Source organism: Streptomyces sp. NPDC058257 (genome assembly GCF_042881845.1).
Lineage (GTDB): Bacteria > Actinomycetota > Actinomycetes > Streptomycetales > Streptomycetaceae > Streptomyces.
This window is the reverse complement of sequence record NZ_JBHVXJ010000006.1, coordinates 243,032-259,262: the sequence shown is the minus strand read 5'-3', so window position 1 is coordinate 259,262 and position 16,231 is coordinate 243,032. Positions and strand designations below refer to the sequence as shown.

Below are 16,231 nucleotides of genomic sequence, written 5' to 3'. Positions count from 1 at the left end.
ACTGTCTCGGCCAGACGTACCAGAGAACCCAATGGTAGCGAGTAACAAACTGTCAATTCTCGGCCGAGCGCGTGGGGCACTACTCAGCCCCTCCGACGGCAAACACCCTCGTGGGTCCGTCGCCACGACCGATCATCGCTCGATCACTAAGAGATTCCGCTGGTCCGGGCGGCAGTATCACGGCGCTCGCGACGGCGCCCCTACCCGGTTCACCCCCACCCCTGTTATGCCGGTGTTTGTGCGTCTGGGCGTCCCGATATCTCAGCCAAGGAAGCACCGGTTCGCGCAGCTTCGATGCGCCGTATCCGCAGTTGAACCCGGGGGCGAGGGCGGAACTTGAATGCCTCTCCGCAGTTGCAGGACTCCCCCTTCACGGTTCGCGCCGGGCGCGCGGATATCCCCGGTGGTGAACCCCTGTGCACGTTGGAGACCAGCGGGCCGTCGTCCCTCATGCCGATCCGCCCCCTCACCCGGGCCGAGCGGAGGCCCGCCGAGCCCACGCCTTCGCCGCGCAACCCAGCCGAGCCGTGGGCCCGCCGGCACGAGCACCACCGCCCGTCCACGGTCTGACCCGCGACGCGCCCTCAGGCAGGGACGAAGACGTCCTCGTCGGCCCCCTCGAGGATGAACCCGTTGTCGAAGCGGACCCGCACACTCACGCGAGGCGCCCGTTCCTGGAAGGCGGTCCAGGCGGGTTCCAGAGAGCCGACCTTCTCTCCGAGCTGCCTCCTGCTCTCCGTGGGCATCTCGCACCCGAAGGCGTCGAGCAGCGACTTCAGCCGCTCGTACTCGCGCACCTCGCCGCTCTCTTCCTGGTGGCCGACCACCTCCTCGACGGTCCCGCCGGTGCCCGCCGCCAGGGACAGGAACCCGACGACGACCCCCGACACCTCGGCCGCATCAGTCAGTCGGGTATCCGCTGCCAACACCACCCGTTGGCCTGCCTCCAGAGTCATCTGCTCCCCATCTCCCCTGCATCAGCTACATCCGCTACATCCGCGCGGTACAGGAACCCCTCGACCAGGCGGTCGCTGAAAGCCTGGTCGACGGGTTCCGCCGACGCCAAGACGCGATGGTAGACCGGTCCCACGAATTAGTCGCTCTGGGCTGCCGGGCTGCTCCCTCTCCCCGAGCGAAGGAACGCCGAACGAGTATCTGGCCCATCATCGACTTTCTGGCCCATCATCGACGCGCATTCACAGCCCTCGGACAGCTGCGAGGTCGCTCCGACCGTAGCGGCCATCACCGCGTGGCGTTGCGACCAGCACGCTCAAGACACGCCCGACAGCCGCCCCGCCCTGGCCCTGTATGCCGCCATCCTGAGGAACACCCCCTACCAGACGCCGCCGTCGCCCAGCTTCACGCCGAGGGCCACAACATCAGGTGAATCGGGCAGTATTCGGAGGCGGAGGGTTCAGGCCCGGCCCGATCGCGGCTTCGCTTACGGGATCCGCCTCGCGCCCTTGACCCGACTGGGGGTCCCCCGGCTGGATCGCTCGTGTGGCCCGCAGGACGGGTTCGTTATGCCCTGGAAGCTCTGTGCAATCAACCCACATGGAGTGAGTTTCATGCGTATGCGTACCGCGGTGTGTGCCGCTGCTGTGGCCGCGACGGCCGTCGTCGGCAGTGCAGGCGCAGCCTCTGCCGAAGCAGCCGCTCCGGCGAAGGATGGCCGCTGCCCCGCAGGCCAGCACGAAGCCGTCGAGGACTCGATCAACACCCATGAAGTGGGTCAAGACGCGCCGGCCTGCCTGCCAGATTCGCTGGACGGTCTGTCCGACCTGAATCCTGCACCGCCTGCCAACTAGGCCTGAGTTTCCCACGCAACGACGTACGCACTGGAACGCTTCGCGGCAGGTTCCGTGATGTCGCCTCTGATGGCCTTCAACGACGATGGCCGTGGCACGAGGACGCCGGAGCTCCCCCTTGGTGCCGTGTCCTCGCACATGTCTCGTCGCTACGGCAGTGGAGGCGGCGGGGCTTCACCCAACCGGTCTGTGGTCGCGGACCCGCCAGCGTTACCGTCCCTGACGAAGGCATCGGATCGCGCCGACACCGAGCGGCACGCTGGGAGCACCCAGATTCCGCTTCAGCCCGCCCCCATGCGGATGTCGACTGGGACAGGTGAGGGGACACACGAAAGGGAGCTCGCCGCTGCACTCAACGAGGAGCCCCCGTTCATGCCTGATCGATTCCTCAGCCCCTCGCCGCCCAGCACTGCGCTGTCACGCGCAGTGGGCGTGGTGGCCTGAAGCCTCAGCGGACGGAAGTGACCCGCTTCTCTTTCATCGCGGCACAGTTGGAGCCGTAGACGGACACGTAAACGTTCTTGATGTTGCCGCCCCAGTCGACGCAGTGACCCTTGCCGTAGACGGTGGCCGGCCCGGCGTAGGACGTGTAGTTGCCGGAGTCAGAGGCTCCCTGGTCGGTGTCGCTGACGTAGATCCACGTCGCCGTGTCCACGGCCTTGCCGGGAGTGCTGCGGATGGTGGCCACACAGTTGCGGCCGGTGGAGGCGTTGTACGTCAGGTAGACGGTACCCAGCGAGCCCACCGGTGCGGAGTTGACGGTCTTGTAGCTGTTTCCGCAGACCTTCTGCGGGGTGGTGTTCGCCGCCGCAGATGCCGGTGAGGTCAGGACTGCTGTGGAGCCGGCCACCAGCGCAGTCACCCCAGCCACGGACAGCATGGCACGCTTAAGTCGCATATCTCCCCCTTGTGTCACTTCAAGCGTTTCTTCCTGCTAGGTGTGACACGCCCACTGGAGGAAGGGTTGTCCTATCTTCTGCGGTGTGGCCGAGAGTCGACGTATTGTCCGAAAACCGTGCCCCCTGGTGTGGGCTCGGCAGGATCTCGATCGCACCCGGACAGTGCCGCTCGGGACGGCGAACCGGCCCTCTCTCCTGCGCCAGGCCAACAGCGCGGTCAGGGGTCGCCACGCAAGATCGGGTCGGTAGGCGGCACCAGCTCATTGACGCCGACCTCTACAAGGTGTGCCGGAGCGTCACCGCATTGCAGGGCGATCACGTACTCAATGATCTGAGCGTGGGAGCACTCCTCATGCGCTTGCGGACACCGGCTCAACCGACCCAAGCCCCATCTTGATCAAGGGTGATGGCCTGATCGGAGAGGAAACCCACCACAGCGTCCAGGAACTCCGCCTGCCCTTCCACGTTAGCCATGTGCACCGTGGGCAGGAGGGTGAACCGCGCACCGGGGACGATCGCGGCGAGCTCCTTGCCGTGCTCGGCGGATGTGACGGTGTCGTACTCGCCCGCGATCACCAGTGTGGGGTTGTGGATGAGCGTGGCCGTGCGGCGCAGGTCGTAGTCGCGCACGGCGGCCCAGCTCCCGGCCACGCCCTCGCGCCGTGTGGCGAGCAGGGTGCGGCGAAAGCCCTCGACGACCTCGTCGTCGCCTTCCAGCATGCGGGCCGGGAACCAGTTGTGCAGGAACCGCTCCGCGGTGACCTGCATGTCCGGGGCTTCCAACAGTTCGGCGATCGGTTGATCCCACTGCTTCGCCGGGCCGAGAGAGGCGGCGGTATTGGAGAGCACCAGGCGATCGACACGCTCCGGAACGTGGATCCCCATCCACTGCGCGACGATTCCGCCCAGAGACAGGCCCAGCACGTGCACCCGCTCCAGGCCCAGGGCATCCAGCAGTTCCACCACATCGCGCCCCAGCCGGTCCAGGGAGTAGGGGCCGCTGGGGACATCGGAGGCGCCGTGGCCGCGCGCGTCGTAGCGCAGCAGCCGGAAGCGCTCGGTCAGCGCCGGCACCTGGCCATCCCACATGTGGAGGTCGGTACCTATGGAGTTCGAGAGCAGCAGCACCGGCTTGTTCTCATCACCGTCGAAACGGTAGGCGATGCGGACGCCATCGCCGGTGGTGATGGCGTTACGGGTCTGGGAAGTCATGTCAGCTCCAGTGCTCTAGCGGCTATGCGCTTCAGCCTATGAACACCACCCGACAGAGTGCTATTACAAAGATCGAACGAACTCTGTACGCTCTGTGGACAATGATGTCGGACTTCACGCTCCACGAACTGCAGTGCTTCAACGCCGTTGTGGTCGACGGTGGCTTCCAGGCCGCCGCCGAGCGGCTGCACCGCTCGCACCCATCCGTGTTCGCAGCCGTCGCCAAGCTGGAGCGCCGACTGGGCCTGGACCTGCTGGATCGCTCGGGCTATCGGGTTCAGCTCACCGAGGCGGGGCGCGCCTTCCACCGCAAGGTGCGCTTCTTGCTGCACGAGGCCGAGGAACTACAGACCTACGCCTCACAGTTGGCGATGGGCGAAGAGGCCGAACTGCGCGTAGTGCTCGGGGATCTGTGCCCACTTCCCCCAGTGCTGGAGATGCTCAGCCGCTTCTTCGCGCAGTGCCCGCAGACACGCCTGCACCTGCAGTTCGAGTCGGTCACCGGCCCCTGGGAGCGACTGCTGGAGGACGAAGCCGACCTCATCGTGCACCGCGTCCCCAAAAGCGACGTGCGAATGGAGTGGATCGACCTCGGCCGCGTCGCGCTGGTGCCCGTCGTGGCGCCCGGATTTCTGCCCTTTCCTCCGGACACCGAGATCACACCGCAGCGGATGCAGACATTCACTCAGTGCGTGGTCCGGGATTCGGCGCGGCATCCCTCCGAACAAGGTCATTTCCTGGTCGACGGCGCGCCCCTGAGCTCCGTTCCGGACCACCTCATGAAGAAGGAACTGATCTTGCACGGTATGGCGTGGGGACACGTTCCGCGGTTCATGATCGAGACCGAGTTGCGTGACGGGAGGCTGCTTCCCATCGCCGGACGCCACTTCCCCGGTGTGGTCGAGGAACTCTCGGCAGCTCGCCGGCGCGACCGACCGCACGGGCCCATCGCCGACCGGCTCTGGGACTTCCTCGCCCGCCAAACACCCCTCCTACGGCCGACACTGGGCCGTGTGCCCAAGGCCAAGCAGGCGACGGAACACCACACGACGGGTACGTAGCCATCGACATCCCGTCGAGGAACGCCGTCTGCATCGCTTTCAGGCCCCGTATCGAGGAACTGCCTGCCACCCGTCATGATCAGGCGGATGCCGAGTGGGCTCCCTGCGTCAACTGGGCCACGAAGAACTGTCGGAATTGTCTTCGTACCCCCGCGCCAGGCCGATCCTCCGCCCTGCGATCGCAGGGCACCGGGCGCCGCCCAGCCCGGCCATATGCCCACACCTGGCCCTAAGCGCTCTACTGGCGGGGCGATGCGTCGGCTTGAACAAGGACTCGTGCCAGGTCAGCGCTCTCGGGAAGGGTGTCGAGCGAGAGGGGCTGCGTGGCGACAGCACCCTCGTGCAGCACGAGGAGTTGGGTGGCGAGGGTGGCCGGGTGCGAGCAGCCCGCTGTGGCGGCGAGTTCCTTGAACAGGTTCAGCAGCCAGAGCTTCTGGTTCGCGGCGATGCGGTAGGCAGGATGTGAGGGGTCCGGGAGTTCCGCCAGCGCGTTGATGAAGGCGCATCCGCGGGTGTTGGTCTCGCTCCAGGTCCGCAGTGCATCGAAGGGAGCGGTGACGGCCTCGGCCGGGGTGTCGGCGGCGTCAACGGCGGCACGAACCAGTGACCGCCAGCGCCGGTCGCGTTCCGTGAGATAGGCCGCCACGAGGTGATCTTTCGAACCGAACTGGTTGTACAGGGTCCGCTTGGTCACGCCTGAGTGCTCGGCGATCAGATCCACACCGACCGCTGTGATGCCGCGGTTGTAGAACAACTCCTCGGCGGCCGTCACGATGCGGTGCCCGGCCGGCGTCATTGGGCGCGTTTCCTGCACGAGGTGCCCCTTCACAGGACGGTGTACGGTGGAAGGTGTTCACAGATCAGTATACCTGGAGGAGGTTCAAGGCGATGGGTATGTCCGATTCCATGCGAGCGGTGCGCATCACCAGGCACGGAGGACCGGAGGTCCTTGAGCTGACGGAGGTCGCCATCCCCGCCGCTCAGGCAGGGGAGGTGCTGGTCCGCGTCAGCGCGGTGGCGCTGAACAACACCGACCTGTGGACCCGGGAGGGCGCCTACGGCCGCCCGGACGACGCGAAGGCACTCTCGGGCTGGCGAGGCCCGATCGACTTCCCGCGCATCCAGGGCGCCGACGTGGCCGGACGGGTCGTGGCCGTCGGGACCGGCGTACGGGAGGACCTCGTAGGGCGCCGAGTGGTCGTCGACCCCGCGATCTACGACACCGAAGGACCGGACGCCAACCCCGTGGGCCTGATGGGGAGCGAACGCGATGGCGGATACGCCGAGTACGTGACGGCACCGGTGAAGCGTGTGCACGACGTGACGGAATCTCCGCTCACGGACGAGCAGCTCGCGACGTTGCCGACCGCCTACGGCACGGCGCTGGGCATGATCGAGCGAGGCCGCCTGCGCAAGGGGGAAACCGCCCTGATCTCGGGAGCGTCCGGCGGCGTCGGCATCGCGCTGGTGCAGATCGCCCGTGCGCGCGGCGCAAGGGTGCTCGCGATCAGCAGCGGGCCCAAGATCGAGGCGGTTCGCGAAGCGGGCGCGCACGAAGTCATCGACCGCGCAGGAGACGCCACCGAGCAAATCCGCGCCGCCGCACCGGAGGGCATCGATGTCGCACTCGACGTCGTGGCCGGCGAACTGGTCGGCGAGGGGCTGCCACTGCTGCGCGAAGGGGGCCGGTGGGTCATCGCCGGCGCGCTCGGTGGATACGGCGTGACCTTTGATGTGCGCCGTCTCTACCTGCACAACGCCCAGGTCATCGGTTCCGCGATGCACACGCCCACGCACTTCGACCTGCTCATGGACCTGGCTCGTCGGGCAGAGGTCCAGCCCGTCATCGCCGCGACCTTTTCGCTGGACCAGGCCGCTCAGGCGCAGGAAGAACTCTCCCGCAGGGGGCACGTGGGAAAGATCGTCATGCGCCCCTGACTTCCGTCCGACGGATCACGGGCGGAGCCATCAGCGGACCGCCGCGACGGTGACAGTGACGGTGTCGTGGAGGACACAGGCCCGCTTGCCGTAGCGAGTGGCGACAGCTCGGGAGCTTTTCATCCGGTTGGCCGTCCGCCCGACCTCGGCGCGGCGTTGGCTCGCATCTGGTAGGCACATTCAACGCCCGCCCCGGGGGCTCCAGGAGCGCAGCGAGCACATGACTCGTGATGGGCGCCCCGCCCCTGCTCCGCGAGTCCGCCTGAACCGTGCCCTCCGCACGAGGCCACGTCGTGCGGAGGCGGGCCGCTATCCAGCCCTCACGCCGCGTCCGCGTCGAACTCGGCGACCATTGGTTCCCACTCCTCACACGACCCAACCCGCGTGCTGAATGCCCATCAGGGCCACCCAGCACGCGGGTTCGTGCCGGAAGGCGTACGAGAATCCGCGAACCCGCGTGCTTCCGACCGCACGGCGCGGAAGATCCGCCGTCTCAAGTCGTCCCCGCAGCATCTACAGCGGCAGTGATGAAGGAGGCGACCAGGCGACGGCGGTCGTCCTGCGACCACGCGAGGACGAGTTCACTGTTGGGGGCATCGGTCACGGGCCGGTAGACGAGGTCGGGGTGCATGGGGCGGGCCAGCGAGCGGGGCAAGATCGCGATGGTGCGTCCCAGTCTGATCATTTGCAGGGCTTCGGCCGCGTCCGTGATCTCGGGCCCCGGCCCGGCCTCGGGTGCTCCGGTCCAGCGCACGCCTTTCCAGCGTGGCAGTGTTTCCTGGGCGAGGTCGGCGAGAGTGACCTCCGAGCGAGCGGCGAGCCGGTGGTCCGGCGGCAGGATCGCGACACGTCCTTCGACCATCAGGGTTTCGTGGTCCAGGCCGGTCATGTCGTCGAACGGCGCGTACAGCAGGGCGACATCAGCGCGGCCATCGCGGACGTAATCGGCGCGGTCGGTGGCTCCGCCGAAGAGGATGTCCACCTGGCGGGCGTCGGGCTGGTCGGCGTAGGCGGCCAGAATGCCGGACAGCAGGTTTGCGTCGCCGCCGGGCTTGATCACCAGGCGCAGGCGGGATTGCTGATCTCCGGCCCGGCGGGCCTTCTCGGCAGCCGCGCTGACAGCGTTCAGTGCGTGCCGGCCATGGTGCAGTAGTGCTTCGCCGGCGGGGGTAAGGGCGACGTGCCTGCTGGAGCGCTCCAGCAGCTTCACTCCGAGCCGGGATTCCAGGCGCCGAATCGCTTTGGACAGGGCCGGCTGCGCGATCGCAAGGCAGGCCGCGGCGCGACCGAAGTGCAGTTCCTCGGCCACGGCGACGAAGTACTCCAGCTCGCGGGTCTCCAGCTCAGCCATGCCCAAAGACTATCGCCTGATCCATTCCCATCAGGCATTGAATGAGAACGGATAGATCTTGGACGGGCGCGAAGAATGCCTGTTCTCTGGAGGCATGATTCACCACACGATGATCGTAGCGTTCGACAATCCGATTCCCGCGAGTGAGCTGGACCAGTACCTCAAGGAGTTCGAGGAGCTCGTGACGGGATCCGGTCTGGTCGAGTCGGTCGCGGCCCGCCATCACATCCGCGTCCCGGGCGACGACCACGCCCCGGTGGCCATCGCCAGCGCCATCCTGCAACTGCGCCTGACCGACCTCGATGCCCTGAACGCGACCTTCACCATGCCTGGGGCAGTCGACCTCATCAAGCGCTGGCAGGGCCGCCACCCGTACAAGGCGATCTGGGGCAACCACGAGCCGCTGGCGTAAGCAGCTACGCCGGCAAGGCCGGTCTGGTCACCGGCCCCGGCAGCGGAATCGGGCGGGCCGCCGCGCTCGAGTTCGCCCGGCGCGGGGGCGCGGGCGCTGTACTCGACCTGGACGAGTACAGCGCCCGCCGGACCGTGGAGCTGATGCAGAACACCGAGTATCCGATCTCGGTTCGGTCCTCACGGCCAGGGCGCCGATGCCCGCTGGGGTACCACGGTGTATTTCGGGTCCTCGGCCGAGGCCACCCCGGCGGCGAAGATCCCGAAGCGGGTGCAGGCCGACCCGGCGAGCAGGGCCAGGCCGCTGACCGCACCGGCCGTCCGGCTATGGCCTGCGAGCAGCGCTCCCCCGGCCGCGCCAGCCGCGGTGAGCAATTTCGCGCTACGCAGCAGGGCTCCGGCCCGGCCGCTGCGCCAGGTCTCGGCCACCATGCCCAGCCGCTGCTCGGCGGCCCTCGTCACTGCCGTTTCCGCTCCCGCGGCCAGCACCGCCGCACAGCGGGCCGGCGCGGACTCGGCAGGGGGCGCCAGAACGAGCGCCATGCCCGAGGCGGCAGCCGTCGCGGACGCGGCGAAGAGATAGGGGAGTTCGCGGTGCGCACCGTGCCAGGCCGGAACTGCGGTGTCCGCCGCGAGGACGGCGGTGTACGAGGCGACGGCCGGCCCGAGCAGGGCTGCCGCAGCGGTCGCCACCGCTCCGACTCCGCGCAGCCTGCCGGTGGCGGCGGTCAGCGCGGCCGCACCCGCGGCGGGCCCGTAGGCGCCGAGCAGCCAGGAGCCGACGCTCATCGGAGAGGTCGGCTTGAAGACCCTCAGCATGTTCGGGAAGCGGCTCGGCATGCCCAGGTCGTTGACCAGCGCGGCGACCGACAGCGACACCGCGCCCAGCGAGGACATCTTGAGCGCGGTCGCGGTGGTGGTGCGTCCGGTCAGGTGTGCGCCCGCGGCGAGCACCGAGCCTGCCCCGGCAAGGCCGCCGAGGAAGAAGTAGCCCGCGATGTCGCGGGCCGCCCAGGAGGGCGGCTTGATGATCGGCCTGCCGTAATACGACTCGAACTCAGCCTGGGGCACCATCAGTTGCTCTGCGCGTCGCCGCCTTTTGCCACTCATCGCGTAACCGCCCTGCGTACGAGGGCGGGCAGAGCCGGCAGGGCGCAGGATGCCGCGATCACCGCCGTGAGAGAGAGGGCGGCAGCTCCCGCGTGCTTCCACATGGACGGCAGGTCCCGGGTGGTGACGACGGGGTCCGGCGGCAGCCCGTACACCTCGGGCTTGTCCAGGAGGAGGAAGAACGCGCCGTCGCCGCCGACTCCGTCGTCCGGTTCGTGCCCGTACAGATGGGCGGACCCCACTCCCGCCTCGTGCAGTTGGTCGACCCTGAGCGCGGCCCGTTCACGGAGTTCGTCCAGCGGTCCGAACTGGATCGATTCGGTCGGGCAGGCCTTGGCGCAGGCTGGTTCCTGTCCCGCGCCGAGCCGGTCATAGCACATCGTGCACTTGAAGGCCCTTCCGTCGTGCGGGCGCTGCTCGATGACTCCGTACGGGCAGGCGGGCACGCAGTATCCGCAGCCGTTGCAGATGTCTTCCTGGACGACGACCGTGCCGAACTCGGTGCGAAAGAGGGAGCCGGTGGGGCAGACGTCCAGGCAGGCGGCGTGCGTGCAGTGCTTGCAGACGTCGGAGGACATCAGCCAGCGCAGCTCCCCGCCGCCTGGTGCTGACTTTTCTTGCGTGAGCGGGAGTTGAGTTCTTCCCTCTGCCTCCGGAGGCGTCTGCTGTTCGATGAATGCCACGTGCCGCCACGTCGAGGCGCCGAGGCCCTGGGTGTTGTCGTAGCTCATCCCGGTCAGGGACAGGCCGTCTTCAGGAATCGCGTTCCACTCCTTGCAGGCCACCTCGCACGCCTTGCAGCCGATACAGACGGAGGTGTCGGTGAAGAAGCCGACCCGGGGCGGCGACTCAGTGTGTCCCGCGTCGCGTGCGGGGTCGGGCTCAGGTCCGCTCAGGAGGTGCCGCTCCGTCATTTCTGTCCCTCCAGACCTGTGTTGGCGTTGATTCCGGCCCGCTGGCGGTACTCCGCGACCAGCGCGGGAAGTGCGGGCCCGCGCGGTCGGCGGCCCGGCCGGATGTCGGCGGTAAGGGCCTTGTCCTCCTGGATGTGGGCGTTGGGATCCAATGCCATGGCGACGAGTTCGTTGGCGGCGTCGCCCTTGGCCACCCCGTTCGGGCCCCAGTGGAAGGGCAGTCCGAGTTGATGGACGGTCCGTCCGTGTACCGTCAGCGGCCTCAGCCGCGCGGTCACCATCACTCGCGCCTCCACCGCGTTGCGGGCCGTGACGATCGTTGCCCACCCCATGTGCTCCAGCTCCCTCTCAGCGGCCAGTTCCGGGGAAACCTCGCAGAAGAACTCCGGCTGCAGTTCGGAGAGGTAGGGCGACCACCGGCTCATCCCGCCCGCCGTGAAGTGCTCGGTGAGCCGGTGGGTGGTGACGATGTACGGATAGACGCCTGCTCCCGGCTCGTCGCCGCTGGGGTGATAGCGGTTGCCCTCCCGGGGGAGCAACTGCCGTACCGGGGAACGGGACACCGCGGGGTAGAGGGCGTTGCGGAAGGGCGAGTCCTGCGGCTCGTAGTGTGTCGGCAGCGGCCCGTCCTCCAGTCCGGCGGGCGCGTACAGCCATCCCTTGCCGTCCGCCTGCATGATGAAGGGGTCGTCCCCGCGCAGGGCGTCGGGCCCCGTCGCGTCCTTGGGAGGCACGTAGTCGGGTGCCCGGTCCGGCACGAAGTCCGGGATGTCGTGCCCGGTCCACTTCGAGGCTTCCGCGTCCCACCACACGTACGCCTTGCGATCACTCCACGGAGTCCCGTCGGGGGCGGCGGAGGCCCGGTTGTAGAGGATGCGACGGTTCGCGGGCCACGCCCACCCCCACTCGGCGGCCACCCAGTCCTGCTCGCCGCCCGGCTTACGGCGGGCGGCCTGGTTGACACCGTCGGCGTACACCCCGCAGTAGATCCAGCAGCCACAGCGGGTCGAGCCGTCGTCCTTCAGTTCGGTGTACGCCGACAAGGGCGCCCCCTCAGGTCCGTGCCCGTTGACCTCGGCGAGTACCGCTTCGGCGATCGGCTCCCTCCGTGGCCCGTCCACCGGATAGTCCCAGGTCAGATCCTGCACGGCCCGGTCCATCGGGTCCACGGACGGGGCCAGCCGCTCCTTGATACGCCGACCGAGGTGGTACATGAACCACAGGTCGCTGCGCGCGTCCCCGGTCGGCTCGACGGCCGCGTAGTGCCACTGCAGGCAGCGGTTGGTGTTGGTGAAGGACCCGGACTTCTCGGTGTGCGACGCGGCCGGGAAGAAGAACACCTCCGTCCCGATCTCCTCCGTCTTCAGCTCCCCGGTCTCGATCTCGGGCCCGTCCTGCCACCAGGTCGCCGACTCGATGAGCGAGAAGTCCCGCACGACGAGCCACTCCAGGTTGGCCATGCCGAGCCTCTGGAGCCGGGTGTTGGCGGAACCCACGGCCGGGTTCTCGCCCATCAGGAAGTAGCCCTTGCACACGCCGTCGAGCTGGGCCAGCACCGTGTCGTAGGTGGCATGCGAGCCGGTCAGGCGTGGGAGGTGGTCGAAGCAGAAGTCGTTCTCGGCGGTGGCCGCGTCGCCGTAGTAGGCCTTCAGCAGGCTCACGAAGTACGCTCGCATATTGCCCCAGAAACCCTTGTCGGTGCGGCTCGCAGCGATGAACGCGTCCAGATCCTCGTGGGCATGGGCGTGCGGCATCGGCAGGTAACCGGGCAGCAGGTTGAACAGGGTCGGGATGTCGCTGGAGCCCTGGATCGAGGCATGGCCGCGCAGCGCCTGGATGCCGCCGCCGGGACGGCCGATGTTTCCCAGGAGCAGTTGGAGAACGCTCGCCGCACGGATGTACTGCGATCCGACCGAGTGCTGCGTCCACCCCACCGCGTACGCGAAGGCGCTGGTCCGCTCGCGGCCCGAGTTCGCCGTGAGGTCCTCGCACACCCGCAGGAACGTCTCACGCGGCACCCCGCAGGTCTCCGCAACCAACTCCGGTGTGTAGCGGGCGTAGTGACGCTTGAGGATCTGGTACACACAGCGCGGGTGCTGGAGCGTCTCGTCGCGCGGGGCGCGATGGTCGGTCTGCGCACCGCCGGAACCGTGCGTCTCCGCCCCGCCGGATTCGCTGACGCGCGCCGTGTACTGCTCGTCCACGTCGCCGGCGGGGGCCTGGACGCGGGCCCCCTCGTACTGCCAACTCGACGCATTGTAATGGGAGTTGCTCTCCTCCAGGCCGGAGAATACGCCGCCCAGATCCTCCGTGTCCCGAAAGTCCTCGCTCACCAGGGTCGCCGCGTTCGTGTAGGCGAGGACATACTCCCGGAAGTCCTTCTGCTCGCTCAGCACGTAGTGGATGATCCCGCCGAGGAAGGCGATGTCGCTGCCGGCCCGGATCGGTACGTGCAGATCGGCCAGGGCGCTGGTGCGGGTGTAGCGCGGGTCGACGTGGATGATGCGTGCGCCGCGCGCCTTGGCCTCCATCACCCACTGGAAGCCGACCGGGTGGGCCTCTGCGAAGTTCGAGCCCTGGATGACGATGCAGTCGGCGTGCTGCAGGTCCTGCATGAAGGTGGTCGCTCCGCCGCGCCCGAAGGAAGTGCCGAGACCGGCGACGGTGGAGCTGTGGCAGACTCGGGCCTGGTTCTCCACCTGTACGACGCCGAGCCCCGTCAGAAGCTTCTTGATCAGGTAGTTCTCCTCGTTGTCCAGGGTCGCTCCGCCCAGGCTGGCGATGCCGAGTGTCCGGGCCGTCCGCACCCCCTCGGCCGACTCCCACTCCCAGGTTCTGCGCCGCGTCTCCACCACCCGTTCGGCCACCATGTCCATGGCTGTCTCCAGGTCGAGGGACTCCCAGTCGGTGGCGTACGGACGCCGGTACAGGACCTGGTGGCGGCGCGCGGCGCCGGTGGTGAGCTGAAGCGTCGCGGCGCCCTTGGGGCAGAGCCGGCCCCGGCTGATGGGCGAGTCCGGGTCCCCTTCGATCTGGACCACCTCACCACCCTCCACGTACACCTGTTGTCCGCAGCCCACCGCGCAGTAGGGACAGACGGACGGAACCACCCGTTCGGCCGTGTCGGTGCGCGGGCGCAGCTGCCGCGTACGCTCGGACATGGCCGCACTGCCGCGGCCCAGCGGATCGGTTCCGGTGAGCTGGCGGTAGACGGGCCATCCGCTGACCCAGGTTCGTACGCCCATTGCGCTTCCTTCCGGCGGGCCCGTCTCTTCGGCATCCGTACACGGCGTTCTCCCAGCCTGACGGGCGGACGCCAAGACGTCGCGCCGAGCCCGCGGGGCCCGGCCGTCCCGATGCGCTGGTGCGCGGCCGAAACAGTGCAGGCGTCCGAGTGCCCAGAGCCCCGTGGACAATGCGTGCCGGTCTCTCCCAGTGCTGTGGGCTCCTATCCGCACGGTCCTGCTTCCGTTCGGCAACCGCAGGACACCTCGCGACCGGCACCGCGACTCCGGCCGGTCGCCACCAGCCGGTGCCGCCTCGAAGGCAGTTGCCGCGGCCCACGCCCCCTCCATCGCCCCTCGGGTGCCTCTGGACTTCCCCTGTTGCCGCGTCCTGTCCGCCTCGGTCCGCAGCGAGGCCGGGGAAGCCGTCAACCGGGCCCCGTGCCGCGCCCCTCCCTGGCCGCACGCAGTGGCTGCCCCTGCCAAAGCGGCGCCTCCGACGGTCTGACGACGGCGCCTGCCGACCGTCCTCACATCTCATGCCGGGCGGGCCTCCGCGGCTGCGGCCACCATGGGTGGATGAACACTGCAGAGCTAATGGCAGACGCGTTCGGACGCGTTCAGGAGCAAGTACACGCCGTTGTCGACAGTCTCTCGCTCGAGGACCTCGCGTTCCGGCCGGATGCCGAGGCGAATTCGATCACCTGGCTGGTGTGGCACCTCACCCGCGTGCAGGACGACCATGTCGCTGACGCGGCGGGCCTGGACCAGGTGTGGACGGCCCAGGGCTGGTCCGACCGGTTCCAGTTGCCACTCGGTGAGCAAGAGACAGGCTACGGACACACAGCCAAGCAGGTGGCATCGGTCCGCGGCATCGCCGCCGACCAGCTGCGCGGCTACTACGACGCCGTCCACGAGCAGACGCTGTCCTTCCTGCACGGGCTCGACGACGCGGCGCTCGACCGCATCGTCGACGATCAATGGACGCCACACGTCACCCTGGGTGTCCGGCTGATCAGCGTCGTCTCCGACGATCTGCAACACACCGGCCAGGCCGCCTACGTACGCGGTCTGCTGCCACGCCGCTGACACACTCCCCCGGCTGTCGAACCGCTGCGCATCCCGCACTGGTGTGGCCGCTTGGCCCGTCGGAGGCGGGTGCAAAGTGGCGGCCGGGCGCGTCCGGTCGCTGTGCACACTGACGGGGCAGGGCCGTGGTTCCGGGCGGGTTTCTCACGCCTGGTCGAGGCGTTCACCGCGCATGACAGCGCCATCAAGGCCTCATCGGCCCGGCCTCCACCGCGGGTGGTCTGGTCCGGCTCGGACCGGGCGGAACAGGTACCGAGGAGCCCGCGCAGCACTATCACCGCTGCTGCCAGGACGATGCTGCCCCAGGACGGCTTGCCGACCAGCCGGAGCAGTAGGGCGGCGGTCAGGAAGTCAAGCAGCACGGCCAGAGCCTGTCGCACGGTGTGCGTCAGGCGCCAGGCCGCTGCTGTCGCGACGAGGCCGAGCGCGGCGATCAGCACAGCGGCTGTCTGCGGCCACTCGCTCATGTCGGCTGTCCCTCGGCGCCGCGCCAAGGCGGTGCGTCGCCTCGTTCGACCTCGACCCGCTCCTGGGCGATCTCCCGTCCCAGGAAGTAGTTCAGCACGGTCCGGATGGCCGCGATAGCTGCCAGCTGGCCGATCTCGGCGAAACTCGGGGCGACTGCCGTACGCAGTACGTCACCCGCCAGCTGGAACTCCAGACCCAGGACGAGGAACCGCCCCAGGCCCATCCTGATCCGATTGAACTCAGCTGCCCTGCGGCGCCCGCGCGCACCCGCCCGGATGAACTTCACGAACGCCCACACCGCACCGATGAAGATGACCAGCGCGCCCGCTGACTCGACCAGCCTGACCAGCAGACCGATCACATCGTGCAGGGTCGGCTCGGGCAGCATGTCCACCAACGGGGTCATTGGTGGAGAGTCTTCCCCGAACACCCAAGACGCAAGGACAAGTTCGAGCCTGACTGCGCCGAGCAGAGCCATCTGGCTTCAGCAACGGTTCGTTGCCGTCTCCAGGCGCACCGGCACAGCCACATGCGGCCGGATGCAGCGGGAAGGCGCCCAGGCCTCCTGACGGACCGAACGAGACTCGGGGCGGTGTCAGGGCGTGGCCCGCATGTGCGTCCGCGCCCATTCCTCGAAGCTGGTGAGCGGGGCGCCGAGGCCCCTGGCCTGCTGCGGGCGCCCCGGCTGTCCCACCACGTTCAGCCACTCGCGCGAGGCGCCCATCTCCGGCATTCCGGCGGCCAGG

General features: G+C 68.4%; 15 protein-coding genes. 5 read left to right on the top strand and 10 right to left on the bottom strand.

Annotated elements, in window-relative coordinates; all coding sequences use genetic code 11:
- Positions 1 to 584 precede the first annotated feature (584 nt).
- Positions 585 to 956: a hypothetical protein gene (locus tag ACFVXC_RS17860; RefSeq protein ID WP_389906343.1), complete on the bottom strand. Its 372-nt coding sequence runs from the start codon at positions 954 to 956 to the stop codon at positions 585 to 587.
- A gap of 612 nt (positions 957 to 1,568) precedes the next feature.
- Between ACFVXC_RS17860 and ACFVXC_RS17855 the strand changes: the two genes are divergently transcribed.
- Positions 1,569 to 1,808: a hypothetical protein gene (locus ACFVXC_RS17855; RefSeq protein ID WP_389906341.1), complete on the top strand. Its 240-nt coding sequence runs from the start codon at positions 1,569 to 1,571 to the stop codon at positions 1,806 to 1,808.
- 448 nt (positions 1,809 to 2,256) lie between these two features.
- On the opposite strand, the gene ACFVXC_RS17850 is transcribed toward ACFVXC_RS17855, so the two are convergent.
- Positions 2,257 to 2,706 carry a spore-associated protein gene (locus ACFVXC_RS17850; protein WP_389906340.1) on the bottom strand — a complete coding sequence of 150 codons (450 nt, stop codon included), beginning with the start codon at positions 2,704 to 2,706 and terminating at the stop codon, positions 2,257 to 2,259.
- A 373-nt stretch (positions 2,707 to 3,079) separates the two neighbouring features.
- Entirely contained in the window at positions 3,080 to 3,919 is an 840-nt protein-coding gene (locus ACFVXC_RS17845) for an alpha/beta fold hydrolase (RefSeq protein ID WP_389906339.1), read from the bottom strand.
- 101 nt (positions 3,920 to 4,020) lie between these two features.
- Between ACFVXC_RS17845 and ACFVXC_RS17840 the strand changes: the two genes are divergently transcribed.
- Complete coding sequence (locus ACFVXC_RS17840; protein ID WP_389906337.1) at positions 4,021 to 4,980, top strand: LysR family transcriptional regulator; 960 nt, start codon at positions 4,021 to 4,023, stop codon at positions 4,978 to 4,980.
- Positions 4,981 to 5,218: 238 nt separating this feature from the next.
- Here the strand turns inward: ACFVXC_RS17840 and ACFVXC_RS17835 are convergent, their stop codons facing one another.
- Positions 5,219 to 5,776, bottom strand: coding sequence for a TetR/AcrR family transcriptional regulator (locus ACFVXC_RS17835; protein WP_389906335.1), 558 nt, complete (start codon positions 5,774 to 5,776; stop codon positions 5,219 to 5,221).
- A 92-nt stretch (positions 5,777 to 5,868) separates the two neighbouring features.
- Between ACFVXC_RS17835 and ACFVXC_RS17830 the strand changes: the two genes are divergently transcribed.
- Entirely contained in the window at positions 5,869 to 6,918 is a 1,050-nt protein-coding gene (locus ACFVXC_RS17830; protein WP_389906334.1) for a zinc-binding dehydrogenase, read from the top strand.
- A 493-nt stretch (positions 6,919 to 7,411) separates the two neighbouring features.
- Here the strand turns inward: ACFVXC_RS17830 and ACFVXC_RS17825 are convergent, their stop codons facing one another.
- The gene (locus ACFVXC_RS17825; RefSeq protein ID WP_389906332.1) at positions 7,412 to 8,269 is read right to left on the bottom strand and encodes a LysR family transcriptional regulator; all 858 of its coding nucleotides are present in this window, start codon (positions 8,267 to 8,269) and stop codon (positions 7,412 to 7,414) included.
- A 109-nt stretch (positions 8,270 to 8,378) separates the two neighbouring features.
- On the opposite strand from ACFVXC_RS17825, the gene ACFVXC_RS17820 reads away from it, so the two are divergent.
- On the top strand, positions 8,379 to 8,681 hold the full coding sequence (locus ACFVXC_RS17820; RefSeq protein WP_389906331.1) for a hypothetical protein: 303 nt from the start codon (positions 8,379 to 8,381) through the stop codon (positions 8,679 to 8,681).
- Positions 8,682 to 8,860: 179 nt separating this feature from the next.
- Here the strand turns inward: ACFVXC_RS17820 and nrfD are convergent, their stop codons facing one another.
- The 3 genes from nrfD to fdh are packed head-to-tail and all read right to left on the bottom strand — an operon-like array spanning position 8,861 to position 13,949.
- Complete coding sequence (gene nrfD / locus ACFVXC_RS17815; RefSeq protein ID WP_389906329.1) at positions 8,861 to 9,754, bottom strand: NrfD/PsrC family molybdoenzyme membrane anchor subunit; 894 nt, start codon at positions 9,752 to 9,754, stop codon at positions 8,861 to 8,863.
- A 32-nt stretch (positions 9,755 to 9,786) separates the two neighbouring features.
- Positions 9,787 to 10,704: a 4Fe-4S dicluster domain-containing protein gene (locus tag ACFVXC_RS17810; protein WP_389906327.1), complete on the bottom strand. Its 918-nt coding sequence runs from the start codon at positions 10,702 to 10,704 to the stop codon at positions 9,787 to 9,789.
- Positions 10,701 to 13,949: a formate dehydrogenase gene (fdh, locus tag ACFVXC_RS17805; RefSeq protein ID WP_389906325.1), complete on the bottom strand. Its 3,249-nt coding sequence runs from the start codon at positions 13,947 to 13,949 to the stop codon at positions 10,701 to 10,703. The genes ACFVXC_RS17810 and fdh overlap by 4 nt, the downstream gene beginning before the upstream one ends.
- Before the next feature lie 558 nt (positions 13,950 to 14,507).
- On the opposite strand from fdh, the gene ACFVXC_RS17800 reads away from it, so the two are divergent.
- The gene (locus tag ACFVXC_RS17800) at positions 14,508 to 15,017 is read left to right on the top strand and encodes a DinB family protein (protein ID WP_389906323.1); all 510 of its coding nucleotides are present in this window, start codon (positions 14,508 to 14,510) and stop codon (positions 15,015 to 15,017) included.
- Between the two features lie 463 nt (positions 15,018 to 15,480).
- Here ACFVXC_RS17800 and ACFVXC_RS17795 read toward each other — a convergent pair whose 3' ends face one another.
- Both ACFVXC_RS17795 and ACFVXC_RS17790 read right to left on the bottom strand, forming a co-directional pair.
- Positions 15,481 to 15,891: a DUF1622 domain-containing protein gene (locus ACFVXC_RS17795; protein ID WP_389906321.1), complete on the bottom strand. Its 411-nt coding sequence runs from the start codon at positions 15,889 to 15,891 to the stop codon at positions 15,481 to 15,483.
- Between the two features lie 189 nt (positions 15,892 to 16,080).
- Entirely contained in the window at positions 16,081 to 16,209 is a 129-nt protein-coding gene (locus ACFVXC_RS17790; RefSeq protein ID WP_389906319.1) for a hypothetical protein, read from the bottom strand.
- Between the last annotated feature and the right edge of the window lie 22 nt (positions 16,210 to 16,231).